This window comes from Duganella vulcania (assembly GCF_009857655.1).
Taxonomy (GTDB): domain Bacteria; phylum Pseudomonadota; class Gammaproteobacteria; order Burkholderiales; family Burkholderiaceae_D; genus Rugamonas; species Rugamonas vulcania.
Map to the genome: position 1 here is coordinate 1 of NZ_WWCX01000101.1, position 22,619 is coordinate 22,619.

Annotated in this window: 27 protein-coding genes; 14 read left to right on the forward strand and 13 right to left on the reverse strand. The window is 67.6% G+C overall.

Going from position 1 to position 22,619, the window contains the following annotated elements; all coding sequences use genetic code 11:
* A partial coding sequence (locus GTP90_RS30010) for an ATP-binding protein (RefSeq protein ID WP_161086952.1) occupies nt 1-1,766 on the reverse strand: 1,766 nt, incomplete at its 3' end.
* Between the two features lie 33 nt (nt 1,767-1,799).
* Nucleotides 1,800-2,450: a glycine zipper 2TM domain-containing protein gene (locus GTP90_RS30015; protein ID WP_161086953.1), complete on the reverse strand. Its 651-nt coding sequence runs from the start codon at nt 2,448-2,450 to the stop codon at nt 1,800-1,802.
* A 122-nt stretch (nt 2,451-2,572) separates the two neighbouring features.
* Between GTP90_RS30015 and GTP90_RS30020 the strand changes: the two genes are divergently transcribed.
* Nucleotides 2,573-3,322, forward strand: coding sequence for a Crp/Fnr family transcriptional regulator (locus tag GTP90_RS30020; RefSeq protein ID WP_161086954.1), 750 nt, complete (start codon nt 2,573-2,575; stop codon nt 3,320-3,322).
* 3 nt (nt 3,323-3,325) lie between these two features.
* Here the strand turns inward: GTP90_RS30020 and GTP90_RS30025 are convergent, their stop codons facing one another.
* On the reverse strand, nt 3,326-3,547 hold the full coding sequence (locus tag GTP90_RS30025; protein ID WP_161086955.1) for a YMGG-like glycine zipper-containing protein: 222 nt from the start codon (nt 3,545-3,547) through the stop codon (nt 3,326-3,328).
* 104 nt (nt 3,548-3,651) lie between these two features.
* Complete coding sequence (locus GTP90_RS30030; RefSeq protein ID WP_161086956.1) at nt 3,652-5,694, reverse strand: AsmA family protein; 2,043 nt, start codon at nt 5,692-5,694, stop codon at nt 3,652-3,654.
* A gap of 137 nt (nt 5,695-5,831) precedes the next feature.
* Here GTP90_RS30030 and GTP90_RS30035 point away from each other — a divergent pair, with 137 nt between their 5' ends.
* The 7 genes from GTP90_RS30035 to GTP90_RS30065 all read left to right on the forward strand — a co-directional run bounded on the left by GTP90_RS30035 (nt 5,832) and on the right by GTP90_RS30065 (nt 10,030).
* On the forward strand, nt 5,832-6,221 hold the full coding sequence (locus tag GTP90_RS30035; protein ID WP_161086957.1) for a DUF4398 domain-containing protein: 390 nt from the start codon (nt 5,832-5,834) through the stop codon (nt 6,219-6,221).
* Nucleotides 6,222-6,233: 12 nt separating this feature from the next.
* On the forward strand, nt 6,234-7,139 hold the full coding sequence (locus GTP90_RS30040; RefSeq protein WP_161086958.1) for an OmpA family protein: 906 nt from the start codon (nt 6,234-6,236) through the stop codon (nt 7,137-7,139).
* 18 nt (nt 7,140-7,157) lie between these two features.
* Complete coding sequence (locus tag GTP90_RS30045; protein WP_161086959.1) at nt 7,158-7,685, forward strand: ferritin-like domain-containing protein; 528 nt, start codon at nt 7,158-7,160, stop codon at nt 7,683-7,685.
* A gap of 61 nt (nt 7,686-7,746) precedes the next feature.
* A complete protein-coding gene (locus GTP90_RS30050; RefSeq protein ID WP_008446875.1) occupies nt 7,747-8,049 on the forward strand; it encodes an ElaB/YgaM/YqjD family protein in 303 nt (100 codons plus the stop codon).
* An 18-nt stretch (nt 8,050-8,067) separates the two neighbouring features.
* On the forward strand, nt 8,068-8,436 hold the full coding sequence (locus tag GTP90_RS30055; RefSeq protein WP_161086976.1) for a phage holin family protein: 369 nt from the start codon (nt 8,068-8,070) through the stop codon (nt 8,434-8,436).
* 12 nt (nt 8,437-8,448) lie between these two features.
* Entirely contained in the window at nt 8,449-8,820 is a 372-nt protein-coding gene (locus GTP90_RS30060) for a hypothetical protein (RefSeq protein ID WP_161086960.1), read from the forward strand.
* A gap of 46 nt (nt 8,821-8,866) precedes the next feature.
* The gene (locus GTP90_RS30065) at nt 8,867-10,030 is read left to right on the forward strand and encodes a patatin-like phospholipase family protein (RefSeq protein WP_161086961.1); all 1,164 of its coding nucleotides are present in this window, start codon (nt 8,867-8,869) and stop codon (nt 10,028-10,030) included.
* Between the two features lie 7 nt (nt 10,031-10,037).
* Here GTP90_RS30065 and GTP90_RS30070 read toward each other — a convergent pair whose 3' ends face one another.
* From GTP90_RS30070 to GTP90_RS30080, 3 genes are read right to left on the reverse strand one after another with little or no spacing between them, the layout of a single operon-like run.
* Entirely contained in the window at nt 10,038-10,376 is a 339-nt protein-coding gene (locus GTP90_RS30070; RefSeq protein ID WP_161086962.1) for a hypothetical protein, read from the reverse strand.
* A 17-nt stretch (nt 10,377-10,393) separates the two neighbouring features.
* Nucleotides 10,394-10,546, reverse strand: a complete 153-nt coding sequence (locus GTP90_RS30075; RefSeq protein WP_161086963.1) for a DUF3309 domain-containing protein — start codon at nt 10,544-10,546, stop codon at nt 10,394-10,396.
* Between the two features lie 27 nt (nt 10,547-10,573).
* A complete protein-coding gene (locus GTP90_RS30080) occupies nt 10,574-11,023 on the reverse strand; it encodes an outer membrane lipoprotein (RefSeq protein WP_161086964.1) in 450 nt (149 codons plus the stop codon).
* Nucleotides 11,024-11,228: 205 nt separating this feature from the next.
* Here GTP90_RS30080 and GTP90_RS30085 point away from each other — a divergent pair, with 205 nt between their 5' ends.
* The 3 genes from GTP90_RS30085 to GTP90_RS30095 all read left to right on the forward strand — a co-directional run bounded on the left by GTP90_RS30085 (nt 11,229) and on the right by GTP90_RS30095 (nt 13,108).
* Complete coding sequence (locus GTP90_RS30085) at nt 11,229-11,540, forward strand: BON domain-containing protein (protein WP_161086965.1); 312 nt, start codon at nt 11,229-11,231, stop codon at nt 11,538-11,540.
* 53 nt (nt 11,541-11,593) lie between these two features.
* Nucleotides 11,594-12,745 carry an AI-2E family transporter gene (locus GTP90_RS30090; protein WP_161086966.1) on the forward strand — a complete coding sequence of 384 codons (1,152 nt, stop codon included), beginning with the start codon at nt 11,594-11,596 and terminating at the stop codon, nt 12,743-12,745.
* Nucleotides 12,746-12,820: 75 nt separating this feature from the next.
* Nucleotides 12,821-13,108 carry a hypothetical protein gene (locus tag GTP90_RS30095; RefSeq protein WP_161086967.1) on the forward strand — a complete coding sequence of 96 codons (288 nt, stop codon included), beginning with the start codon at nt 12,821-12,823 and terminating at the stop codon, nt 13,106-13,108.
* Here GTP90_RS30095 and GTP90_RS30100 read toward each other — a convergent pair.
* Nucleotides 13,105-13,947, reverse strand: a complete 843-nt coding sequence (locus GTP90_RS30100) for a YihY/virulence factor BrkB family protein (protein WP_161086968.1) — start codon at nt 13,945-13,947, stop codon at nt 13,105-13,107. The genes GTP90_RS30095 and GTP90_RS30100 overlap by 4 nt on opposite strands.
* Before the next feature lie 37 nt (nt 13,948-13,984).
* A complete protein-coding gene (locus GTP90_RS30105; protein ID WP_161086969.1) occupies nt 13,985-15,025 on the reverse strand; it encodes an OmpA family protein in 1,041 nt (346 codons plus the stop codon).
* A gap of 374 nt (nt 15,026-15,399) precedes the next feature.
* Between GTP90_RS30105 and GTP90_RS30110 the strand changes: the two genes are divergently transcribed.
* From GTP90_RS30110 to GTP90_RS30120, 3 genes are all read left to right on the forward strand, one after another.
* Entirely contained in the window at nt 15,400-15,990 is a 591-nt protein-coding gene (locus GTP90_RS30110) for a winged helix-turn-helix domain-containing protein (protein WP_161086977.1), read from the forward strand.
* A 119-nt stretch (nt 15,991-16,109) separates the two neighbouring features.
* The gene (locus GTP90_RS30115; protein ID WP_161086970.1) at nt 16,110-16,982 is read left to right on the forward strand and encodes a M90 family metallopeptidase; all 873 of its coding nucleotides are present in this window, start codon (nt 16,110-16,112) and stop codon (nt 16,980-16,982) included.
* Between the two features lie 91 nt (nt 16,983-17,073).
* Nucleotides 17,074-18,396 (forward strand): ATP-binding protein, encoded by a 1,323-nt coding sequence (locus GTP90_RS30120; protein ID WP_161086971.1) that lies wholly within the window; start codon nt 17,074-17,076, stop codon nt 18,394-18,396.
* On the opposite strand, the gene GTP90_RS30125 is transcribed toward GTP90_RS30120, so the two are convergent.
* From GTP90_RS30125 to GTP90_RS30140, 4 genes are read right to left on the reverse strand one after another with little or no spacing between them, the layout of a single operon-like run.
* Nucleotides 18,386-18,877 carry a response regulator gene (locus GTP90_RS30125; protein WP_161086972.1) on the reverse strand — a complete coding sequence of 164 codons (492 nt, stop codon included), beginning with the start codon at nt 18,875-18,877 and terminating at the stop codon, nt 18,386-18,388. The two genes, GTP90_RS30120 and GTP90_RS30125, sit on opposite strands and share 11 nt — an antisense overlap.
* Nucleotides 18,874-20,196: a response regulator c-di-GMP phosphodiesterase, NosR family gene (nosR, locus tag GTP90_RS30130; RefSeq protein WP_161086973.1), complete on the reverse strand. Its 1,323-nt coding sequence runs from the start codon at nt 20,194-20,196 to the stop codon at nt 18,874-18,876. The genes GTP90_RS30125 and nosR overlap by 4 nt, the downstream gene beginning before the upstream one ends.
* Nucleotides 20,193-21,671, reverse strand: coding sequence for a PAS domain-containing sensor histidine kinase (locus tag GTP90_RS30135; protein ID WP_161086974.1), 1,479 nt, complete (start codon nt 21,669-21,671; stop codon nt 20,193-20,195). The genes nosR and GTP90_RS30135 overlap by 4 nt, the downstream gene beginning before the upstream one ends.
* The gene (locus tag GTP90_RS30140; protein WP_161086975.1) at nt 21,668-22,501 is read right to left on the reverse strand and encodes an HDOD domain-containing protein; all 834 of its coding nucleotides are present in this window, start codon (nt 22,499-22,501) and stop codon (nt 21,668-21,670) included. The genes GTP90_RS30135 and GTP90_RS30140 overlap by 4 nt, the downstream gene beginning before the upstream one ends.
* Between the last annotated feature and the right edge of the window lie 118 nt (nt 22,502-22,619).

Genomic DNA, 22,619 nt, shown 5'->3' on the forward strand with positions numbered 1-22,619 from the left:
GCCGCCTGCGCCAGGCGCGGCAGGCGCACGCGGAACTCGCTGCCCTGGCCGGGGCCGGCGCTGTGCGCCTCGATGCCGCCGCCGTGCAGGCCCACCAGGTTGTTCACCAGCGCCAGGCCGACCCCCAGCCCGCCGGCGGAGCGGTCGGTGTTGGTGCGGCGGTCCTGGTAGAACAGGTCGAACACATGGGGCAGGGCGTCGGCGGCGATGCCGATGCCGTTGTCCACCACGCTGACATACAGGTGCTCGCGGTCGCCGCTGGCGGCCAGGCGGATGTCGCCGCCGGGCGGGGTGTAGCGCGCCGCGTTGGTCAGCAGGTTGGCGATGATCTGCACCAGCCGCACGTGGTCGCCGCGCACCGGCAGCGGCCCCTGCACGTCGACGCTGAAGCGGTGCTGGCGATTGTCCAGCAGGGGCGCGACCATTTCCACCGCCTTGTCGATGATCTGCGCCAGGTCCAGCGCTTCGGTCTTGAGCACGATGCTGCCGGTGTTGACGCGCGAGACGTCGAGCAGGTCGTCCACCAGGCGGATCAGGTGCGTGAGCTGGCGGCCGATGATGTCATGCGCGACGCTGTGGCCGCCCTGGCGGCGGATCACTTCCAGCGCGGTCAGGATCGGCGACAGCGGATTGCGCAGCTCGTGGCCCAGCATGGCGAGGAACTCGTCCTTGGCGCGGCTGCTGGCGGCCAGCTCGGCCATCAACGCCTCGCGCTGGGCCTGCGCCTCGTCGCGCTGATGGCGCTCCGTGGCGTCGCGCGTGAAGCAGCGGGTGTAGCGCAGCGCGCCGTCCGCGAAATGGCCGTTCGAGCTGATCAGGACGTGCTTGATGCCGCCATCCTTGCAGCGCAGCCGGGCCGGCATGTCGCGCACGGTGTCGCCGGCCTTGAGCCGGGCCAGGATGTCCGCGATGACCGGGGCGTCGGCGTGGAAGTCGGCGATGTGGTGGCCGACGTATTCCTCCCAGCGATAGCCGAGCAGGCGCAGCTCCGCCTGGTTGGCCCAGAGGATGGTGCCGTCGGCGCCGACCTGGTGGATGCTCTCGGCGGCGTTTTCGACGAAGTCGGCCAGTTCGCGTTCGCGCTGTGCCAGCGCGCTTTCGGCGGCGCGGCGGCGCGCGATCTCGGCGCTGAGCGACAGCGCCTGCTGCTCCAGTTCCAGCAGGCGTTGCTCCGGATTGCGGGACGGCGGCGCTTCGGCCGCGCAATGGGCCGCGTGGTCATGCAGCGCGCAGACGTGGCGGAAGGTGTCCGCCATGGCGGCGTTGGGAAACTGGCTCCACGGATAGGCGCAGAACAGCGTGAAGCGGCTGCGCCGGGCCAGCTCGTTCCACAGCTCTTCCAGCCGGACGGCGGCGCTGTAGTTGCCGCGCTCGCACAGCAGGGCGACCATTTCGCCGAACGCGTGGATGGTTGCCAAGTCCGCCGCGAGCGCGCGCACCAGCTGGCCGACCGTGGCGTCGAACAGCGTGGCGTCGGGCCAGTCGTCCAGCATGAAGGAGGACAGCGTCTGGCCGGCGTCGCGCGTCACCAGGCGGGCGCCGGGATCGCTGCCGCCCGCCTCGGCTTGCAGGCGGGCCAGGCGCCGCCGCAGCGCCACCAGGTGCTCGGCGGTGGCGATGACGATGCTGGCGCCGCCGGCGGCAAGGGCCTGGTGGACGAACGGGGCGACCTCGTCGAGCAGCAGGCTGTCATCCTTGTAGAACCGGACGAAGTGCGAGGAACCATGGGTGGCAAGGGACAGGGGTGAAGGGTCTAGCTCCGCCATGATGGTCCTTTCGCGGTGGGGGTGGAAGGGACCTTAGAGGGAACGCAGCTGGCCGTTGACGATTTTCACCGGGTCGCCGGAGCGCCATTGCGGTTGGGCCGACTGGTGCAGCACGCGCTTCTTGCCATTGTCCATGCGCACCACGATCTGCCAGCTGTGCGTGGTCTTCATATTGCCTTCGACCTGGTTGCCGGCCACCGCGCCGCCGACCGCGCCGGCCACCGTGGCCAGTTGACGGCCGTGGCCGCTGCCGATCTGGTTGCCCAGCAGGCCGCCCAGGATGGCGCCGCCGGCCGCGCCCACGCCGCTACCCTGGCCGCGGTGCTCGATCGCGCGCACCGATTCCACCACGCCGCAGCTGTTGCAGACGGCCGGGCCCTGTTGCGCCACGCGCTCCTGCGGCGCGGCTTGTTCCTGCTGGCGTGCTTGCTCCTGCTGCTGCGTCGGGTACGGCGCCGGCGCCGCGTTGCTGGCGTAGCCCGCTGGTGGTTGCCCGGCTTGCTGCTCTTGCGGCGGCACCGACGACAGCTGGCCCGGCATCGGCGCGGCGCCAGGCACGGTGGCGCTGGAGGTTGGCAGCCAGCCCATGATGGCGGCGCTGCCGACGCCGCAGAACAGCACCACCGCGACGGCTGCGATGACCATGAGTGGGTGGAGCTTGGGCTTGTTGGTTGGGGTGTCCATAATTGTTTCCTGTTATTGATGTGTAGAGTGGTGCATTGCAGCCCGGATTTTCGCTGAAGCCGAGTCCAGCTTCCGTGCGTCACCGTACATACACGGGAAATCGCAGCCATTACGCTGGCCCCATGCATACCCATCCTTCCTATCTTTCCGACGACGACCGGGCGCCGGCCCGGCCGGCGTCGAACCGCTTGTTGTCCAGCCTGGCCGACGACGACCAGGGCAAGCTGCTGGCGCTGTGCGACACGGTGCGGGTGGACGTGGGCCAGGTGCTGTACGAGCCGGGCCAGGCGATCCGCCACGTGTACTTCCCGGTCGACAGCCTGATTTCGCTGCTGGCGGTGGCCGAGGGCCGCATGACGCTGGAGGTGGGATCGGTGGGGCAGGAGGGCATGATCGGCGCGTCGGTGGCGCTGGGCCACGAGCTGGCGCTGGTGCGCGCGGTGGTGCAGCGCGCCGGCCGCGCCAGCCGCATCGCGGTGGCCGACTTCCGCGCCGAGTTCAAGCGCAACGAGGCGCTGCAGCGGCTGCTGTACCGCTATACCGACATCCTGCTGGCGCAGGCGATCCAGATCGCCGTGTGCAGCCGCTTCCACGTGCTGGAGGCGCGCCTGGCGCGCACGCTGCTGATCACGCGCGACCGTCTGCAATCGGAGAAATTCCACCTGACCCACGAGTTCCTGGCGCATGCGCTGGGGGTGCGGCGGGTGGGGGTGACCAAGGCGGCCAGTGCGCTGCAACAGCAGAAATTGATCACCTACAGCCGCGGCAATATCGAGATCCTCGATTCCGCCGGGCTGGAGGCGGCGTCCTGCCGCTGCTATGAGCTGGTCAAGGACAAGGGGGCCATGGGCATGGCCAAGGTGTTTCTGTGAGGCTTAACGCGGTGGCTTGCTGACCTGGTTGCCGATCACGCCGCCAACCGCGGCACCGCCCACGGTGCCGACCGCGCTGCCGCCGGTCAGCACCGAGCCGGCCACGGCGCCGACGCCGGCGCCCACCGCGGTGTTGCGGTCCTGGTTGGACATGCCTGCGCAAGCGCTCAGGCCCAGCGTGGCCGCCACCATGGCGGCGCTCGATACGATGCGTTTGGTATTCATGATTTTCTCCTTGATGATTGAGGCGCGGCAGTGGCTTGCACCAATACCGCAAGCGTACGCAAGAATCATGGCGCGCTCCGTTCGGCAGCACACATAGAATCGCCCTAGCGCCGGGGGGCTGGCGACTTGCCCGGCGGCGGCGCCACCGGCTTGCCGCCCTGTTGCGCCAGCAGCGCGGCGCAGCCGGTGGTCTCGCCCGGGCCGGCGTTGATCAGCGGCAAGATGGCGGCCACCGGCGCCACCGCGGCCAGGGCCAGCGCGCCGCCCGCGCGCAGCGCCAGCACGCCCTTGTCGACGCTGACGGCCGGCTCCTTGAAGGTGCCGCGCACGTAGATCGGCGCCCGCAGCGAGATCACCCGCACGCCCTTGGCGTCGGGGCGCAGCGTCAGGTCCATCTTCTCGTTGTCGAGGTTGACGGTGCCGGCCACGTCGATCTTGGCGTCCGAGGTGTCGACCACGAACAGGCGCGAGCGCATCAGGCCCTGGTTGACGCCGAAGTCCGTCACCATGCAGTTGAGCTTGACCTGCTTGTCGCCGACCAGCTTGGTCAGCACCACGTTGCCGATGTTCAGGCCCATTTCCTCCAGCAGCAGCTTGCTGACGCTGCCCTCGTTGATCACGCCCTTCAGTTCGCCGTTCGAGGTGCCCAGCAGGCCGGCCACCGAGTTGCCGGTGGCCGACAGCGAGATGTCGGCGTTGACCTCGCCCACCGTGGCCTGCATCTCCTCGATGCGCGGGAACAGCTGGCGCAGCTTGAGGTGGCGCGCGGCGGCGCTCAGCTCGGCGCCGATGGCGTCGCGGTTGACCTTGCCGCTGCCGTCCAGCCTGACCTTGGACGTGAAGCGGCCGCCGGCGATGTCGAAGTCCAGCGGCTTGAGCGACAGCACGCCGTCCTTCATGTTGATCACCGTGTCGAGGTTGGCGATCGGCAGGTCCTTGTCGCGCGTGATGCGCAGCGCCTTGAAGCTGACGTCGGCGTCCAGCGCGGTCCAGCGCTCGGTCTTGAACCGTTCCACCGGCAGCACGCGGTCGCCCGGCTGCACCGGCGCCACGCCGCGCGCCTGCTTGCTGGCGTTGGAGTCGGCGCCGATCAGCGGGCCCAGGTCGGAGAACTGCAGCAGCTTCGACTGCACCGCGCCCGTCAGCAGCGGCCGCGGCAGCGACTGGCCGTAGCGGTATTCGAGCTTGCCGGCGATGTCGGAATGGCCGACGCGGCCGGTGAACTGGTCGTAGATCCAGCGGTTCTCGCGCTCGCCCAGGTGGCCGGTCAGGTGGCCCTCGGTGGTGTAGGCCGGGGTTTCCGGCAGCAGCACGCCGGTCAGCGCGTACAGCCGCGCCATGCTGGGGCCGGACAGCTTGAGGCGCAGGTCGAGCGCGGTCAGCGCGGACGGCCGGGTCAGCGTGCCGGTCACGGCGATGCTGTTGCCGCCGACGTTGATGTTGGCCGCCAGCGGGTAGGGCGTGGTCTGCTGCTGCAGCGACAGCACCGCGCCGGCCTTGCCGCCGCCGGTGACGTCCTGCTTGTTCCACTTGCCGCGCAGGGTCCACGCCACGCCGTAGCTGGGGTCGGCGTTGAGGGTGTCGATGTCGGCCACCGCGTCCACCCGCGTCAGCGCGTCGCTGTAGTGCACGGTGCCCTTGTCGAGCACCACGCGCTGCAGGTCCAGCTTCCACGGCGACGGCTTGTTGGCCGGCTTGAAGGTCCAGTTGTTGGCGCCGTCCGGCTTGCGCTGCAGCCACACCACCGGGGTGTCGAAGCGCAGCACCGGGATCGACAGCCGGTGCTGCAGCAGCGGCAGCAGGTCGATCGAGAACGAGAACTGGCCGACGCTGGCCATCTCGGCCGGCGCCGCCCAGCCGGACGGGTTGCCGACGTGGACGTCGCGCGCCACCAGGTGCGGCAGCGGCAGGTAGTCGCTCCAGGTGCGGTCGGCGTCGCCGCGGCCCTGGCGTTCCCAGGTCAGCGACAGCTTGCCGCGGATGGCGAACGGGCGGTCGATGGCTTCGCTGACCTTGTCGTTGAGCCAGGGGCGGGCGCGGTTCCAGTCGTAGTTGAGCAGGACGATCACGGCGATGGCCGGCACGGCGACCACCACGCCGGCGACGGCCAGCGCGATCCGGGTGCGGCGGGAAGGGGAGGAGGGCATGGTTGGCCTTTTTCTTATAGGAGTGACGCCATTTTACTAGCCAGTGCCGGGCGCGGAATGTGCGGCACCGTACTGAAGCTGCCGCGCCATGGGCCTATAACGTCAACCTGCGATCCGAATTTTTAAGGAGAAGAATAATGACGACCATTCATCATCGTTACGCCAGCATGTGCGCGCTTGCCGCCCTGCTGGGCCTGGCCGCCTGCGCCAGCGAGAAGACCCCCGCCGTGGCCGACGTGGCCGTCTCGCGCGAGGCGGTCGCCAACGCCACCAGCGCCGGCGCGGCCGACCTGGCGCCGGCCGAGATGCAATCGGCGCGCGACAAGCTGATGCGCGCCAACCAGGCGCTGGCGGCCAAGGATTACCGCACCGCGCAGGACCTGGCCAACCAGGCGTCGGCCGACGCCCAGCTGGCGCAGAGCAAAGCCGGCTCGACCAAGGCCACCATGGCGGCGGACGAGCTGCAGCAGAGCATCCGCGCGCTGCGTGAAGAGCTCAACCGCACCAACGCCACCAGCCAACAATAAAGGAGCCCCATCATGAAATCCCAGAGCCTGAAAACCCTGCGCCTCGTCCCGGCCGCGCTTGCGCTGGCCGTGATGGCGGCCTGCAGCACCACGCCCACCACCACCAGCCTGCTTGACCAGACCCGCGCCGACTTCATGGCCGCGCAAGGCACGCCGTCGGTGGCGGCCAACGCGCCGCTGGAGTTCAAGGCCGCGTCCGATGCGCTGGACCGCGCCAACGCGGCCGCCGCGCAAAAGGAAAGCCTGAGCGAGATCGACAAGCTGGCCTATATCGCCAAGCAGAAGATCGCCACCGCGCAGGAAGTGGCCAAGCAGAAACAGGCCGAGAGCGAGGTGGCCAACGCCGGCCGCCAGCGCGACGAGATCCGCCTGGAGCAGCGCACCGCCGAGGCCAACCAGGCCAAGTCGCAGGCCAGCCAAGCCAAGGCCGAGGCCGATGCGGCGCGCGCCCAGGCCGACGCCGCCGCCAACAGCGCGCGCAGCGAGGCGGCCCGCAACGCCGCGCTGCAGCAGGAGCTGGCCGACCTGCAGGCCAAGCAGACCGACCGCGGCATCGTCATCACGCTCAACGACGTGCTGTTCAACGTCGACCGCGCCGAGCTCAGCGCGGAGGGCATGCGCACCGTGCAGAAGATGGCCGACGTGCTGCTGCAGGAGCCGCAAAGCGCGGTGCTGATCGAAGGCTTCACCGACAGCACCGGCAGCGCCGACCACAACCTGCAGCTGTCGCAGCGCCGCGCCGAGTCGGTGCGCAACGCGCTGATCGGGCTGGGCGTCAAGAGCGACAAGATCGCCACGCGCGGCTACGGCGAGGCCTTCCCGGTCGCCAGCAACGCCGACGCCGGCAGCCGCCAGCTGAACCGCCGCGTCGAGATCGTGCTGTCGCAGAACGGCGCGCCGATCGCCAACCGCCACTAACTTTGAAGGATGCATATCATGGCTGAATCCACCCCCACCGGCATCGACAAGGAAGCCATCCGCGCCGCCGCGCGCAACCTGCAGGACGGCCCGGTCACGGCCGGCTACCAGGGCGACCGCCAGGCCGTCATCAAGATGCTCAACGACGCGCTGGCCACCGAGCTGGTGTGCGTGCTGCGCTACCAGCGCCACTACTACACGGTCACCGGGCGCGACAACGGCCCGATCAAGGCCGAGTTCCTGGAGCACGCCACCCAGGAGCAGGAACACGCCAACTGGCTGGCCGAACGCATCATCCAGCTGAACGGCCAGCCTGATTTCAATCCAGCAACATTGCTCGCACGTAGCCATGCCGAGTATGATGCATCTGACGATGTGCAAGCGATGATCAGGGCCAACCTGATCGCCGAGCGCGTCGCCATCGAGTCGTACCGGCAGATGATCGAGCAGATCGGCGCCAGCGATCCGACCACTCGTCATTTATTGATCAAGATCATGGCGGTGGAAGAAGAACACGCCGACGATATGCGCGATTTGCTGGGATAATGCTGATTTTGCAGTTTGCTGTACAGTTTTCACTTCACACAACCATAACAGGAGCTCCATCATGCTGGAACAAAACATCAGTACCGTGAACAACGACGTGAAAACTCTGGTCAAGGATGCGCAAGCCTTGTTCACCGCCGCCACCGCGCTGACCGGTGAAAAGGCCGAGGAACTGCGCGGCCGCGGCATGCGCGCGCTCGACACGGCACTGGCCAAGGCCCACGAAGCGCAGCAAAGCGCGGTCGCCGCCAGCAAGGAGATGGCCAAGCAGGCCGACGTCTACGTCAAGGAAAACCCATGGCGCTCGATCGCCGCGGCGGCCGGCGTGGGCCTGCTGATCGGCGTGATCATCGGCCGCAAGTAAGCCATCGTGTCCGATGACATGAACCGCCCGCCGGGCCTGATCGCTTCGCTGGGTAATATCGCCCGCAACAGCATCGGCCTGGTACTGACCCGGCTGGAGCTGGCCGCGCTGGAACTGTCGCAGGTGCGCAATCACCTGCTGCAGCTGGTGCTGGTGTTTGCGCTGGCGGTGGTGGCGGGCTGCTTCGCGCTGGCCTGCGGCACGGTGACCATCGTCTACGTGGCGTGGGACAGCCTGGGCTGGAAGATCCTGCCCATCATCACCGGCGTGTTCCTGCTGATCGCGATCGGCCTGATCGTGTATGCGCGCGGCATGATACGCAGCGGCAAACTGTCGATGCCGGCCACGATGGCCGAACTCAAGTCCGACCGCGACATGCTGTTGTAACCGGGAGAGCAGATGAGCAAAGAAGCTGAACGCGCCACCATCGATGCGGACAAGCAGCGCCTGATCCGCGAGGGTGAGCTGTACCGTATCAAGGTGGTGCACGCCAAGGCGCTGGTGGGCAACGCGCTGCAGCCGGACGCCTTGCTGCATGGCGCCGTCGACCAGGCCATCGGCATGGCCCAGGCCCGCCTTGGCGGCCTGTTGCAGCCGGGCGGCCTGAAGAGCGTCAATTTCAAGGCGCTGTTGCCGTATGCGTTGACGGTGGGCTCCTACATCGCCCGCAAGCGCCTGGTCAAGCCCGCCATGGGCGTGGCGCTGGCCGCCGGCCTCGGCATGGCCTGGCTGCTGCGGCGCCAACCGGCGCCGCAGGACGACCAGGAATAAACACCCGAACGCCGCAGCCGCGGCGTTTTTTCATTGGAGTCAGCAGATGAGCAAGGCGATACACGAACTCAATCCCGAGCGCTTGCGCGTGGTCCTGGTGTTGCAGGGCGGCGGCGCGCTGGGCGCTTACCAGGCCGGGGTGTTCCAGGCGATGCACGAGCACGGCCTGGCGCCGGACTGGATCGTCGGCACCTCGATCGGCGCGATCAACGCCGCCATCCTGGCCGGCAATCCGCACGAGACGCGGCTGGCGCGGCTCAAGGAATTCTGGGACGGCGTGGCCCACCGCGACAGCTACGACATGAACCGCGTGCCGGACGCGCAGCGGCGCTCCAACGTGATGCTGCAGACCTGGGACACCCTGCTGCGCGGCGTGCCGGGCTTTTTCCGGCCACGCTTCATGAGCCTGTTCCCGACGGGGGCGCCGGTCGATCCCGAGCAGGCCAGCTTCTACGATACCGGCGAGCTGGGCGAGACGCTCGAGCGCCTGATCGATTTCGATTACCTGAACGCGCCGGGCGGCATGCGGCTGACGGTCAACGCGCTCAAGGTCACCTGCGGTACCTTGCGCCGCTTCGACAACCGCGAGCTGACGCTGCACGCCGACCACATCCGCGCCAGCGGCGCGCTGCCGCCGGGCTTCCCGCCGGTGCGTATCGACGGCGACCTGTACTGGGACGGCGGTCTGTATTCCAACACGCCGCTGGAAACCGTGCTGGACGATAACGAGCATGTCGACACGCTGTGCTTCATGGTGGACTTGTGGAGCGCCGACGGCCCCGAGCCGGCCACCTTGGACCAGGTGCAGACGCGGCAGAAGGATGTGACCTTCGCCTCGCGCTCCAAGCGCCATCTGCAGGATTACGTCGCCACGCACAAGCTCAAGCAGAAGCTGCGCGAGCTGTACGCGGAGTTGCCGGAGCGGGCCCAGTCGGAGCAGGGCAAGGAGGAGCTGGCCGGGCTGGGCGGCGACAGCACGCTGCATGTGGTGCGGCTGGCGTATTCCGGGCGCGACTGGAGCATGCCGGCCAAGGACATCAACTTTTCCAAGGGCTCGATCGAATGGCGCTGGGACCAGGGCTACCAGGACGCGCTGCGCGCCATCACGGCGGCGGGCTGGCTGAGCTTTGTAACGGAAGACACGCCGCTGGTCGTGCACGAGCTGCCGCCGTTGCGGCAGCCGGTGCACGGCCAGGAGCGGGCGGCCTGAGGGCCTGCTAGTGCTGGTGGTTTTCCTCGCGGATCTGTTCGGCCTTGGCCATGTCCTGCCGGTAGGTCGCCTGGGCGTCCCGCAGGCAGCTGCGCCGTTCGGCGGCCGGCCCCTGCTTGCAGGCGAGGTTGGCCTCGGCCAGCGCGGCGCCGATTTCCTTGCGCAGCGTGCGCAGTTGCGCGGCCGGGCTGGTGTCGTCCTGGTACCAGCGGGCCGGATCGCCCCTGGCGATTTCCGACTTCTGCAGCTGGGCGTTCTGCGGCGGCGTGGTGTTGCTGGCCGCTTGCGCCGCCAGCGCGGCGCCGGCCAGCGCCGCGGCGATGATGACTTGCTTGAAGTGAGCCATGATGTCCTCCTGTGTCGTTACAGCCTGCCGGTGAGCAGCATGATCAGCAGGATGACCACCACGATGCCGGTGATGCCGCTGGGCGCATAGCCCCAGTTGCGGCTGTGCGGCCAGGTGGGCAGGGCGCCGATTAATGCCAAGACCAGAATGATCAGAATGATGGTTCCCATGTCGCGCTCCTCGTGTAAACGTCAGGGTTAATAGCGGTACAAGCGGCCGTCGACCAGGCGCACGCGGTCGCCCGCGCGCAGGTCGTAGACGCTGTCCTGGTTGACGATGCGGTAGTCGCCGTTATCCATGCGCACGCTGATCTGGTACTGCTCGCGCGGCTGGTTGCGGTTTTCCTCCACCTTGTTGCCGACCACGGCGCCGCCGACCGCGCCGGCCACGGTGGCGGCGGTGCGGCCGCTGCCCGAGCCGACCTGGTTGCCCAGCAAGGCGCCAACCAGGCCGCCCGTGACGGCGCCGGCGCCGCTGGTGCCGGACTTGGCCTGCACGACCTGGATCGAATCGATGGTGCCGTACGCGGCGGCGGTGTCCGACGGGTTGACGTAGGTGGTCTGTTGCGGCTGGCCGGAACTGGCGCAACCGCCCAGCGCGGCGCTGCCGGCGATCAGCGCGGCGGCAAGTAGGATCGAGTGGTTCATGTTGTACTCCCGAAAAAGTGTGGTTCCAGCATAGTCAGCGGCCGGGCCGGGGTCTGTGCGCTCGCGCACTCAGTCCGGCGATGTTTGCGTTGTGTACGTTAGCGAACAGAGGTGAGCGGGGAAGGGGCGTAAAACGGCTGCATCGGTAGCGGGCATCGTGACCTGCTGGCTGACAAACCGCTGTTTACCAACCAAGGAGAATGCCATGAAAATCGCACATAAAATCGCCACTGCCCTGTTCACCGTATCGTTGCTGGCCACGGCCGGCTGCGCGTCGACCTCGACCAAGGAAGGCACCGGCGAATATGTCGACGATTCCGTCATCACCACCAAAGTCAAGGCCGGCATCTTCAACGAGCCCAGCCTGAAATCCACCGAGATCAATGTGGAGACGTTCAAAGGCACGGTGCAGCTGAGCGGCTTCGTGGCCCAGCCTGCTGACATCGCCAAGGCCGGCGAAGTGGCACGCAGCATCAAGGGCGTGACCGCCGTGAAGAACGACATCCGCGTCAAGTAAGCCAGCCCCGCCGGCGCGGTCCTGCCGCGCCGGCTTTTTTTTTGCGAGCCATCATGAACCAGCCGCCCGGACTTCCCCGCATCGATCCGGCGGCCGAAGATGGTGAACTGCAGCGCATTCCGCTGCACGTCAACGCGCGCGGCCTGGCGCTTGGCGTCATCGCGACCGTGGCGTTTGTCTACGCGCTGCAATGGTCGCGCAATTTCCTGGTGCCGCTGCTGCTCGGCATCCTGATCACCTACATGCTCAGTCCCATCGTGTGCTGGCTGGAGCGGCTGCGCATTCCGCGCGCGCTTGGCGCCACCTTGATCACCGCCGCCATCCTGGGCGGCGCCTTCGTCGTGATCGACAAGGTGCAGGGCGAGTTCGAAGCCATCGTCGAGGAACTGCCCACCGTCAGCCATAAGCTGTCGCGGCTGATGGCGGAGCGCCTGCACGGCGGCCCCAGCACGCTGCAGCGCCTCCAGGCGGTGGCCACCGAGCTGCAGCAGGCCACCGCCGGCGCGCAGGAGCGGCGCGCCGCGCGCAAGGCCGCGCCGCCGCCCGACAGCGGCACCCTCCCGGTGATGGACTGGCTGTGGGCCGGCTCGATGGGCGTGATGGGCTTTCTCAGCCAGGCGACCATGGTGATCTTCCTGGTGTTCTTCCTGCTGCTGTCGGGCGACACCTTCAAGCGCAAGCTGGTCAAGCTGACCGGGCCGTCGCTGAGCAAGAAGAAGATCACCGTGCACATCCTGGAGGACATCAACTCGTCGATCCAGAAATACATGCTGATGCTATTGGTGACCAATGGCCTGCTGTCGCTGCTGATGTGGATCGCGCTGCGCTGGATCGGCCTGGAGAACGCCGGCGCCTGGGCCATCGTGGCCGGGCTGCTGCACGTGATGCCGTATTTCGGTCCCTTGCTGATCATGCTGGCCACCGGCGCGGCGGCCTTCCTGCAGTTTGAATCGCTGCAGACCAGTTTGCTGGTGATGGGCGCCTCGCTGGCGATCGCCACCCTGGTCGGCACCCTGGTGGCGACCTGGATGACCGGGCGCTTCGCCCGCATGAACGCGGCGGCGGTGTTTGTCAGCCTGCTGTTCTGGGGCTGGTTGTGGGGCGTGTCCGGCCTGCTGCTGGGCGTGCCGCTGATCGTCATCGTCAAGGTGGTGGCCGAGCGCGTCGAGGGCATGGAAGTGGTGGCGGAGTTGCTGGGCGAATAGGCTGCGGATGGGACTTGTTTCTATCCGGCAGAGGGCTAACATAAGCAGTAGTGCAGACACCTTGAGGAGCAAGCCATGAGTCCAGAGCATGACCGCCGCCGGCGGCCGGAAACGTCAGATACCGTGGGTTGGCACTCATTGGAATTCATCGTGCGCCACGCGCTGGAAGTGCAGCGCGACATCGGCACGGCCAGCGCCGTGCAGTTCCTGCAGGGCATAGGCATCAATCCGCAAGTGATCGAGCGCGTGCTGGCGCCGGACGCCAAGGTGCGCGAGGCGGACCAGCAGGCGCTGGCCGCGTCGCTGCCGGTGGCCGACCTGCCGGTGGCCACGCCGCGCGCCTACCTGCGCCGGCCCATCTAGCGCAGGCTGCCCAGCTGCAGCGCGTACTGGCGCGCGAACTCCGCGCCGAGGAAGAAGATCTGCGCCGAGTAGTACACCCACAGCAGCAGCGCGATCATCGATCCGGCGGCGCCGAAGCTGCTGGTGACGCCGCTGTTGCCGATGTAGGCGCCGATCAGGTATTTCCCCAGCGTGAACAGCGCGGCCGTGCCCAGCGCGCCTATCGTCACGTCGTGCCAGGACAGCCGCACGCGCGGCAGCAGCTTGAAGATCACGCCGAACAGGGCGGCGATGACGAGGTAGCTGATCATGAAGTTGACGCCCGTGAGCACCCGGCCGGCGTCGCGCCAGTAGGCGTCCCACAGGTTTTCCAGCACGGTCAGCGCGGCGCTGACCACCAGCGACACCATCAGCAAAAACGCCAGCACCAGGATCATGCCGAAGGAGAGCAGGCGGGTGCGGATCACGTCCCAGACGGTGCCGTGGACCAGCGGCGGCACCTGCCAGATATCGTCCAGGCTGGCCTTGAGCTCGGCAAACACGCTGGTCGCGCCGAACAGCAGCAGGGCGCCGGCCGCCAACGTGGCGAGGCGGCCTTCCTCCTTGTTGCGGGCGCCGGCCAGCACCAGCTGCACCGCTTCCGCGCCCTGCGCGCCGACCAGGCCGCGCAGCTCCTCGAACAACTGGCCGCGCGCCGCCTGCGGCCCGTAGAACCAGCCGGCGATGGCCAGCACCAGCACCAGGATGGGCGCCATCGAGAACAGCGTGTAGAACGCCAGCGCCGCGCCCTTGCTGCTGGCGCGGTGTTCCAGCCATTCGGTGACGGTGCATTTCAGCACCGAGCCCAGGTTGCGTTTCATGAGAAAAAAACCCGCCGCAGCGGGGTGGTCTTTCAGCTTATTGCACGCGCCGTTCGACGGTGATCTGTTCGACCTCGACCCGGCGGTTCGGTTCCAGGCACTTGATCAGGTCCGCGCGCTTCTTGTTGTTGCAAGTGACGACCGGATTGGCCTTGCCCTTGCCGACAGCGCTCAGGCGGTTGGCGGCCACGCCCTTGCCGACCAGGTAGTCCTTGACCGCGTTGGCGCGGCGCTCGGACAGCTTGATGTTGTACTTGTCGCTGCCCAGCCGGTCCGCGTAGCCGGAGATGACCACGTTGTCGATGCCGGGATTGGTGTTGAGCACGTTGGCGATGTCGTCCAGCTTGGGCTGGCTGGGGCCCAGCTTGGCGCTGTCGAAGCCGAACAGCTCGGTGGCCGACATCGTCACCTTCTCGAACTTCGCAGGAGGCGGCGGTGGCGGTGGCGCCGGCTGCGGTGGTGGCGGAGGAGGCTCGGCCGCCATCGGCGCTGGCGGCGGCGCCGGCGGCGCGGCTTTCGGCGGCGCGTTGAACGCGATGTTCAGGCCGATTGTTGCGTAGTAGTTATTGCTCTTGCTGTTCGGGAACTCGCTGCCACGGATGAAGCCGTGCACGTCCCGGATGTCGGCCTGGAAGGCGACCTGGTCGCTGATGTCGGCCTGGAAGCCCAGGCCGGCGCTGAGGTAGGGCGAGGTCTTGCTGCGTTCGCCGAAGGCGTTCAGGTTGGCCTTGTCGCGTTCGGCGCCGATACCGATCAGCAGGAAGGGACGGAAGGATTTACGCGAGAACATGTACAAGCCGTCCACCCCCAGCGTGTTTTGCTGGTAGCGCTGGCCGTTTTCACGGGAGCGCGCGTAGGTGGTGCCGAGTTGCAGGTCCCAGTCCTGGTTGAGCGCCTTGCCGAACTTGAGGCCGGCGCCATAGCCGCGCTTGTCCACGCCGAAGTCCGAATCGGGCTTCATGGCGTTCAGGCTGGGCTGGATATACCACGATGGATTGATGACCGCATCCTGTGCCAGGGCGGAAAACGACGCGCATAACGCTGCGGCCGCGAGGGCGATTTTCTTAGTCTTATTCAAAATGAGCTCCCGATTAGTGATGAGTGTGCTGCTGCAACAGCAAGTGAATGTCGCTGTTCGACCGGAGAATAAGCAGTTTGGTGCAGCTCTTCCGTGCGTTAGCGTACGAAGGCTTGCGCTGTATCAAATTCATCACACTTCTTGAAACTTAAATAAAACCGCCTTGTCACAGCTTAAGTGCCCAGTATTTTCGCTAATGTTCGTTGCCGCACAGACCAAAGCGCTGCGAAAAGGCATTCTTGAGTCAGATGCAGAGACCGTAGCGAGATGCCAGCCGCCCGCCACGCCATCCGCTGCCACTAATCTCGGCAATTGTTATAAGGAGTGATCCCATGCATGCAGTTAGACAACCTCAACATCTGGTCCAGAACGAGATGAAAGCCTCGCCGGAAATGCAGTCCACCACGGCCAAGCTGATGCTGGTGGAGCGTCCCGCCCCGGCGCCCCTGGACCGGAAGCCTGCGCTGTCGATGGCTTCCATCGAGCGCGTCCGCTCGACCTCGGCCACGCTGCGCCGCATTGAAAACATGCAAAAGCTGATCGGCGAATTGCAGCTGCACGAGATGCTGGCCGACGAAATCGCCTGGTTCCTCAAGTTCTCGCCGTCCGGCGCCCGCAAGTACATCCGCGACCTGCGCGAGGCCGGCGTGATCGAGCTGGCCCGCTACGTCGAGGGCACGGCCACCTACCTGGGCAAGGCCGTCTACCAGCTCACGCCGGATCCCGAGCGCGTCAGCGCCTTCCTGGCCGCCATCGTCCAGCCGAAACGCGAAGGCGCGCCACCGCGCAAGGAGCGTCCGGGCCTGCGCGAACAGGCGATGGCCGGCAGCGGCCGCCACTTCCACATCCTGGCCGACGACACGCACTACGCGATCCGCGTCAACCGCGGCCCGGTGATGCGCGATCCGCTGGTGGCCGCGCTGTTCGGCTCGGCGCCATCGATGCAAAAGGAAGAAACCGTCTGACCGCCGCGCACGGCGTATGATGAGACAGCCGGGTCACGCCCGGCTGTTTGCATATTGAAATGTCGGCAAGGCGCCCCACCTAGCCCTGACTGGACATACATCATACGGACGCGCGGCACATGGAAGCTTTGACCTGGATAGGCCTGACGGCGCTGCTGATAGCGCTGCCTTTTTACTACCCGCGCTGGCGCTTGCGCCGGGTGCTGGCGCAGCCGCTGCCGGCCGAGGCGGTGGCCGTCCTGCAGCGCAACATCCCGGTCTACCTGCGCATGGACGCCGGCCTGCGGCAGCAGCTGCAGCGGCTGGTGGTGCAATTCCTGCACCAGAAAAAATTCATCGGCTGCGAAGGGCTGGAGGTCACCGACGAGATGGCCGTCACGATCGCCGGCCAGGCCTGCCTGCTGCTGCTGAACCGGCCCACCAAGGTCTATCCCGCGCTGCACACCATCCTGGTCTACCCCGGCGCCTTCGTGGCGCGCCGCGCCGAGGTCGGGCCGGGCGGGGTGGTCACGCCGGGCCACCAGAGCATGCTGGGCGAATCGTGGGACGACGGCCGCGTGATCCTGTCGTGGGACGACGTGCAGCGCGGCGCGGGCGACTGGACGGACGGCCACAACATCGTGCTGCACGAATTCGCCCACCAGCTCGACAGCGAGTCGGGCCGCGCCAACGGCGCCCCGTACCTCGGCAACCCGGCCAGCTACCGCGAATGGTCGGAGGTGCTGGAGCGCGATTTCCAGCACCTGCGCCACAGCGCGATGTACCGCCAGCACAGCGTGATGGACCACTACGGCGCCACCAACCCGGCTGAATTCTTCGCGGTCGCCACCGAAACCTTCTTTGAAAAGCCGTACCAGATGGCCGAGCACCACGCCGAGCTGTTTGCCGAATTCCTCAAATACTACCGGGTCGATCCGCGCGCGTGGATGTCGCCGCCGCCACCGCCACCGCCGGAGCCATCGTATGACTGGGCGCCACACTGGTCGCATTGATTACCTTCCGCACGGGAACTAGGGCATAATCAAACTGCACTGCGCAGGACCGCAAAGTGCGCAGGACCGACGCCGTCGCGAGGCTACCATTATGCAATTCGAGGAATTCGACTTTTCTTCCGACACCGCCGCGCCCCGTGCCGCGCCGGTGGCCGAGGCGGCTTCGCCCCTGGTGCGCCTGCAGTACCTGGTCGACAACACGCCGGCCATCATCTACTGCACCGTGCCCAGCGGCGACTTCAAGATGACCTTCGTCAGCAACAACGCCTTGAACGTGCTGGGCTACCGGCCCGAGCAGATGGTGGCCGACCCCAACTTCTGGTTCGACCACATCCATCCCGACGACGCGCCCAACATCTTCTCCAGCCTGGCGCTGGTGTTCAGCGAGGGCCAGCGCGCCTACGAATACCGCTTCCGCATCAGCGACGGCAGCTACCTGTGGATGCACGACACGCTGCGCCTGATCCGCGACGAGAACGGCGTGCCGCTGGAGGTGATCGGCTCGCTGACCGACATCACCGAGCGCAAGCGCATGGAGGAGGCGCTGCAGGCCAAGGGCGTCGAGCAGCAGGCGCTGATCGGCGAGCTGCGCAACGCCCACGAGCAGCTGCTGCAATCGGAAAAAATGGCCTCGATCGGCCAGCTGGCGGCCGGCATCGCGCACGAGATCAACAACCCGGTCGGCTTCGTCAACTCCAACATGGGCTCGCTGAAGAACTACGTCGGCACCTTGCTGGGCGTGATCGAGCGCTACGAGCAGGCGGCCGCGCCGCACCCGGCGCTGGCGGCCCAGCTGGCCACGATGCGCGAACAGGCCGACCTGGAATTCCTCAAGGAGGACGTGACCGACCTGGTGCGCGAATCGATGGACGGCCTCAAGCGGGTCAAGGACATCGTGCAGGCGCTCAAGGATTTCTCGCACGTGGGCGAGACCGAGTGGCAGGTGGCCGACCTGCACCACGGCCTGGACAGCACGCTCAACATCGTCAGCAACGAGATCAAGTACAAGGCCAAGGTGGAGAAGCAGTACGGCGTGCTGCCGCCGGTCACCTGCCTGGCCTCGCAGCTGAACCAGGTGTTCATGAACTTGCTGGTCAACGCCGCCCACGCGCTGCGCGAGACCGGCGTGATCACCCTCCGCACCGGCGCGGCCGACGGCTGGGTATGGATCGAGGTGGGCGACAACGGCTGCGGCATCGCGCCGGAAAACCTGCACCGCATCTTCGAGCCCTTCTTCACGACCAAGCCGGTCGGCAGCGGCACCGGGCTGGGCTTGTCGCTGTCGTACGGCATCGTCAACCGCCACGGCGGCCGCATCGAGGTGGCCTCGGTGGTGGGCAAGGGCACGCGCTTCACCGTGCACCTGCCGGTGCAGCCGGCCCAGGCCGCGCAGGCCACACCCGCTACAGGATAACCGCGCCGTCGTCGTCGCGCTTGACGTCCAGCAGGCCGGGCTCCTCGGCCTCCAGCCGTTGCGCCTCCAGCTCCTGCGGCGTGGGCGGCGGCGCCGCCAGCGCCGCGCGCTGCGCCAGCGCCTGCCGCACATTCTGCTCCAGTTCGGCCGCGTCCCACGGCTTGCTGATGAAGCGGAACGCCTGCGCCTGGTTGATCGCGCTGAGCACGGTGTTGTATTCGGTCGAGGCGCTGAGCATGATGCGCACCGTGTCCGGCGCCACATCCTTGAGCGCCTGCAGCAGCTCGCCGCCGGTCATCTGCGGCATGTGGTAGTCGCAGATCACCAGGTCGAAATCGCAGTAGCAGATGCGCTTGAGCGCCTCGTACGGATCGGTGCAGGTCTCGATCTGCGGCGGCGCGTCGCGCAGCATCTGCAGCAGCGCGCGCTGCAGCGCGTTGAGGACGTTGACCTCGTCGTCCACCAGCAGGATCTTGCTCATGCGTCCCCCTTCGGATTGCGCACCCAGATCGCCAGCCGGGCGCCGCTCTTGGTTTCGAAGTCCTGCACCTGCTGGATCATGCGCGCGTCCAGCACGTGGTCGACCGACAGCAGCATCAGGCCGTCGCGGCTGATCAGGTCGCGCGCCAGCGTCATGCCCGGCAGCAGTTCGCCCGACAGCACCTCGACCCCGGCGCCGGCGTCGGCGCCGCCGTCGACGATCTGGCGGAAGGCCGCCACCACGTTCGGATCGTAGCGCTTGCCGCTGGCGTCGAGGATCAGCGACTTGGCTTCCTCCGGCCGCAGGTGGCGCTGCACCATCGCGCCCTGCTGCAGGTTGTAGTAGTCGGCCGCCAGCGCCAGGATGCGCGCGCCCAGCGGAATGGCCAGGCCGGCCAGGCCGTCCGGGAAGCCGTTGCCGTCGAAGCGCTCCAGCTGGCCGCGCAGGATGGCGGCGCTGCCGCGCAGGTCCTCCAGCGGCATCAGCAGTTCGGCGGCGCGCTGCGGATGCTTGCGGAACAGGCCCAGCGATTCGCCGTGCAGCATGGTCAGCGGCGTCTGCAGCAGCTCGTCGGAAAAGCCGATCTTGCCGATGTCGTGCAGCAGTGCGGCGATGAAGATTTCCTGCGTCTCGCGCGCGTCCAGCTCCAGCCGCACCGCCAGCTGGCGCGCCAGCTCGGCCACCAGGCGCGCGTGGCCCGGCTTGTTGTGCGCGCGCAGCTCGATCATGCTGGAGAAGATCTTGATGGTGGTGACGAAGTTGCGCTTGAGCTTGTTGTTGGCGGCGGCGGTGGCGTCGTGCTCGGCCTTGAGCTGGCGCGTGCGCGCCTCGACCTTGGCCTCCAGGCTCTGGTTGAGCGCCTTGAGCTCCTCGTTCTGGCGCAGCGTCAGCGCTTCCAGCCGCAGCTTCTCCTGCTCCAGCTGGCGCCGCTCGAGCGCGTGGCGCACCACCAGCAGCATGTCGCCGTCTTCCCACGGCTTGGTGATGTAGCGGTAGATCTCGCCGCAGTTGATGGCGTCCTGGATCGACTGGATGTCCGAGTAACCGGTCAGCAGCAGGCGCATGGTGTCGGGCCAGCGCGCCCGCACCTGGGCCAGGAACTGGGCGCCGTTCATCTCCGGCATGCGCATGTCGGAGATCACCAGGTCGACCTGTTCCTTCTCCAGCACCGCCAGCCCCAGCGCGCCGCTCTCGGCGATCAGCACGCGGTAGCCGGCCGGGCGGAACAGGCGGCGCAGCGAGGACAGGATGTTGGGCTCGTCGTCCACGAACAGCAGCGTGGCGGCCGCGGCCGGGGCCGGCGCCAGCGCGGCGTTCATGGCGCCTCCCCGGCGGTGGCCTCGGGCTGGTGGATCGGCAGGTGCACGCGGAAGCGGGTGCCCTTGCCCAGCTCGGTGTCGACGTCGATGCGGCCGCCGTGCTTCTGCACGATGCCGTAGGCCAGCGACAGTCCCAGCCCGGTGCCCTTGCCGACCGCCTTGGTGGTGAAGAAGGGGTCGAAGATGCGCGACAGCGTGTCCGGCGAGATGCCGCTGCCGTTGTCGGCCACGTCGATCCACACCTGTTCGCCGTCGGTGCCGGTGCGCACCGTGATGCGGCCGCGCTGCTCGCCGATGGCGTGGGCGGCGTTGACCACCAGGTTCATCACCACCTGGTTGATCTGCAGCGGCAGGCACTGGATGTCGGGAATGTCGCCGTATTCCTTGACCACGTCGGCCTTGTACTTGACCTCGTTGCCGACGATGTTGAGGGTGGAGTCGATGCCGCGGTGCAGATTGGCCCACACCCAGTCCTGGTTGGCGTCCACCCGCGAGAAGTCCTTCAGGTCCTGGACGATGTGGCGCACCCGCACGATGCCCTCGCGCGACTCGGCCATCAGCGAGGGGATGTCCTCGCGCAGGAAGTCGAGGTCGAGCTCCGCGCGCCGCGCGCGCAGGGCGGCCGCGGCCGCGGGCGGCAGCTCGGCCTCGGCCTGCTGGTAGGCGTGCAGCATTTCAAACAGCTGGTCCAGGTAGGTTTGCAGCGTGGTGCAGTTGGAGAAGATGTAGCCGATCGGATTGTTGATCTCGTGCGCCACGCCGGCCGCCAGCTGGCCGATCGAGGCCAGCTTGTCGGCCTGCACCAGCTGCTGCTGGGTGCGCGACAGCTGGTCGTTCAGCGCGGTCAGCTCCAGGTTGCTGCGGCGCAGTTCGGCCTCGGCCAGGTGGCGCTGGCGGATGTCCTCCTGCAGCTGTTCGTTCATGTCGGCCAGCTGGGCGGTGCGCTTTTCGACCACGTGCTCGAGGTTGTCGTGCGCGCGCCGCAGCGCGTTCTCGGCCACGCGCCGCTCGGTGACGTCGCGCAGCGTTTCGATGGCGCCGACGACGCGGCCCTGGTGGTCGCGCAGCGGCGCCGCCGTGAAGTGCAGCCAGTGGCCGCTGGCGCCGATGTTGGGGAAGAAGTCCTCGGCCTCGTAGGCGCCGGGGATCAGCGACGAGGCCTGGTATTTGCCGGGGTAGTGCAGCTCCAGCAGGCGGTCGTCGGCGGCCACGATCAGGTCGGCCAGCACCGGGCGCGGCTTGGGATAGAAGGCTTGCCAGTGGTTGCTGGTGCCGACCATGGCCTGCTTGCTCCAGCCCAGCAGGTGTTCGCAGGCGCGGTTCCAGTGCGTGATCACGTGCCGGGTGTCGATGGCGAAGGTGGCCACCGGATGGCCGTCAAAGAACTCGGACAGCGCGATGCTGTCATGCACGGCGCTCTCCGGCGGCGTGGGCGCGGCGGGCGCGATGGGAGGGGATGGGGCGGCGGCGGTCATGGAGTCAGCATCTGGCACATGGTTTCGAACAATTGCTCGCTCTCGGCGAACACGGCGGCCCAGGCGGCCTCGCCCAGGCCCAGCGACTGCCAGGCGGCCAGCGACAGCGGCGGCACCTGGTCGTCCTCCTGGCCCGACAGGTCGAGCGCGTGGGCCAGGATGTTGGCCGCGTAGATCACGGTCGACAGCGTGGCCGGGCCGGTCTCGGCGGGATGATGGTGGTCGGCCACGGTGGCCTGGATGGCCTCCGGGAATTTCCAGTGTTCGGCCAGCGCGCTGCCGACGCTGGCGTGGTCGATGCCGAACACGGCCATCTGGGCCGGCGCGGCCGGGCAGTCGTGCTGGCGGCGGTGGGCGATCACGCGGCGGTATTCGTCCGGGAAGCGGGTGGCCAGCACCAGCGTGCCCAGGTCGTGCAGCAGGCCGGCGGTGAAGGCGGTGTCCGGGTTGACCCGCACGTGCGGCGCCAGCACGCGTGCGCACACGGCGCTGGCGATCGAGTGGCGCCAGAAGGCCTGGAAATCGAACTCGCTGCCGGGCACGGGCGCGAAGCTGGCCGTCACCGAGCAGGCCGTCACCAGCGTGCGGATGGCGTGGAAGCCCAGCACCGACACCGCCTGCTGGATGGTGGTGACCTTGGCCGGCATGCCGTAGAACGAGGAGTTGGCCAGCCGCAGCGTCTTGGCGGTGAGCGCCTGGTCGAGCGTGATCTTGGCGGCCAGCGCGTGGGTGTCGATGTCGTCCTGCTGCATGGTGGCCAGCAGCTCGTTGACCACCGCCGGCAGCGACGGCAGGTCGCGCACGGCCTTGATGATGGTGTCGGCGTTCATGGCTGCGGGCCCTCCCGGTAGGCGCGCAGCTGCGCCAGCAGCACGGCGCCGCCGTCGCTGCCGGCGCTGTGGCGGAACAGGCGCTCGAGCCGCGCCAGCTGCTGTGCGCGGACCCGCG

Excerpts from the sequence above, each read along its gene's own strand:
- GTP90_RS30095 (WP_161086967.1), top strand. The coding sequence starts at position 12,821 with ATGAGTCCAGAGCATGACCGCCGCCGGCGGCCGGAAACGTCAGATACC.
- GTP90_RS30090 (WP_161086966.1), top strand. The coding sequence starts at position 11,594 with ATGAACCAGCCGCCCGGACTTCCCCGCATCGATCCGGCGGCCGAAGAT.
- GTP90_RS30135 (WP_161086974.1), bottom strand. The coding sequence starts at position 21,671 with ATGACCGCCGCCGCCCCATCCCCTCCCATCGCGCCCGCCGCGCCCACG.
- GTP90_RS30085 (WP_161086965.1), top strand. The coding sequence starts at position 11,229 with ATGAAAATCGCACATAAAATCGCCACTGCCCTGTTCACCGTATCGTTG.
- GTP90_RS30070 (WP_161086962.1), bottom strand. The coding sequence starts at position 10,376 with ATGGCTCACTTCAAGCAAGTCATCATCGCCGCGGCGCTGGCCGGCGCC.
- GTP90_RS30050 (WP_008446875.1), top strand. The coding sequence starts at position 7,747 with ATGCTGGAACAAAACATCAGTACCGTGAACAACGACGTGAAAACTCTG.
- nosR (WP_161086973.1), bottom strand. The coding sequence starts at position 20,196 with ATGAACGCCGCGCTGGCGCCGGCCCCGGCCGCGGCCGCCACGCTGCTG.
- GTP90_RS30100 (WP_161086968.1), bottom strand. The coding sequence starts at position 13,947 with ATGAAACGCAACCTGGGCTCGGTGCTGAAATGCACCGTCACCGAATGG.
- GTP90_RS30040 (WP_161086958.1), top strand. The coding sequence starts at position 6,234 with ATGAAATCCCAGAGCCTGAAAACCCTGCGCCTCGTCCCGGCCGCGCTT.
- GTP90_RS30015 (WP_161086953.1), bottom strand. The coding sequence starts at position 2,450 with ATGGACACCCCAACCAACAAGCCCAAGCTCCACCCACTCATGGTCATC.
- GTP90_RS30115 (WP_161086970.1), top strand. The coding sequence starts at position 16,110 with ATGGAAGCTTTGACCTGGATAGGCCTGACGGCGCTGCTGATAGCGCTG.
- GTP90_RS30045 (WP_161086959.1), top strand. The coding sequence starts at position 7,158 with ATGGCTGAATCCACCCCCACCGGCATCGACAAGGAAGCCATCCGCGCC.
- GTP90_RS30025 (WP_161086955.1), bottom strand. The coding sequence starts at position 3,547 with ATGAATACCAAACGCATCGTATCGAGCGCCGCCATGGTGGCGGCCACG.
- GTP90_RS30030 (WP_161086956.1), bottom strand. The coding sequence starts at position 5,694 with ATGCCCTCCTCCCCTTCCCGCCGCACCCGGATCGCGCTGGCCGTCGCC.
- GTP90_RS30055 (WP_161086976.1), top strand. The coding sequence starts at position 8,068 with ATGAACCGCCCGCCGGGCCTGATCGCTTCGCTGGGTAATATCGCCCGC.
- GTP90_RS30075 (WP_161086963.1), bottom strand. The coding sequence starts at position 10,546 with ATGGGAACCATCATTCTGATCATTCTGGTCTTGGCATTAATCGGCGCC.
- GTP90_RS30060 (WP_161086960.1), top strand. The coding sequence starts at position 8,449 with ATGAGCAAAGAAGCTGAACGCGCCACCATCGATGCGGACAAGCAGCGC.
- GTP90_RS30110 (WP_161086977.1), top strand. The coding sequence starts at position 15,400 with ATGAAAGCCTCGCCGGAAATGCAGTCCACCACGGCCAAGCTGATGCTG.
- GTP90_RS30065 (WP_161086961.1), top strand. The coding sequence starts at position 8,867 with ATGAGCAAGGCGATACACGAACTCAATCCCGAGCGCTTGCGCGTGGTC.
- GTP90_RS30140 (WP_161086975.1), bottom strand. The coding sequence starts at position 22,501 with ATGAACGCCGACACCATCATCAAGGCCGTGCGCGACCTGCCGTCGCTG.
- GTP90_RS30035 (WP_161086957.1), top strand. The coding sequence starts at position 5,832 with ATGACGACCATTCATCATCGTTACGCCAGCATGTGCGCGCTTGCCGCC.
- GTP90_RS30125 (WP_161086972.1), bottom strand. The coding sequence starts at position 18,877 with ATGAGCAAGATCCTGCTGGTGGACGACGAGGTCAACGTCCTCAACGCG.
- GTP90_RS30120 (WP_161086971.1), top strand. The coding sequence starts at position 17,074 with ATGCAATTCGAGGAATTCGACTTTTCTTCCGACACCGCCGCGCCCCGT.
- GTP90_RS30080 (WP_161086964.1), bottom strand. The coding sequence starts at position 11,023 with ATGAACCACTCGATCCTACTTGCCGCCGCGCTGATCGCCGGCAGCGCC.
- GTP90_RS30020 (WP_161086954.1), top strand. The coding sequence starts at position 2,573 with ATGCATACCCATCCTTCCTATCTTTCCGACGACGACCGGGCGCCGGCC.